The sequence below is a fragment of the Bartonella queenslandensis AUST/NH15 genome (genome assembly GCF_000312585.1).
In the GTDB taxonomy this organism is placed as follows: Bacteria; Pseudomonadota; Alphaproteobacteria; order Rhizobiales; family Rhizobiaceae; genus Bartonella; species Bartonella queenslandensis_A.
In genome coordinates, this window is record NZ_HE998231.1 from 1 (window position 1) to 559 (window position 559).

Annotated in this window: 1 pseudogene; it reads right to left on the reverse strand. The window is 37.7% G+C overall.

Annotated features, from left to right (window positions below):
* A pseudogene (locus BN338_RS12380) lies at positions 1-559 on the reverse strand (hypothetical protein); the annotation flags it as partial.

A 559-nucleotide genomic window follows, 5' to 3' on the forward strand; every position in this document is an offset into this window, starting at 1 on the left:
CTGAACTTCTTGCGTAATATTGGTGATGTTTTGAGTAAGTTCATTAAACTTATTCGTTACATTCTCATTCACATTCTTGAAATTTGTATCAATTCCTGCAAAGGCTAAACCAACATCGGTATAAGTTCTTTCTACTACCTCACCTTTGACATCAACACTGGATATTTTATAGGTTGGACCTATGAAGGCTCCATTTGTAAAGCTTGTACCTCCACCTAAAAACTTAGCAACATCACTGCCAATTTTATTAAGTTGTCCGCCTGTAACAGCATCACGTGAATTCTCTGCAATCTGACCATCAGCAACATTATGAAGACCTACAGCTGCAGAGTTCTTACCTTTACCTAAGGTTACACTCGTATAATTAATAGTGCCATTTTCATCACCTGTCTTGTCATAATGAACGACGACTGAATCATCAGATTGAAGACTGTTAGAAAGATCCTTCAAACCTTTATCAAATTGCTCTTTATTAACTGCTTCATTACCTTTCTCTGCCGCCTTAACTCCAGAAAGCCTACGATCATCGCCCGTTTTGTTGGCAATATTGATTTCACTG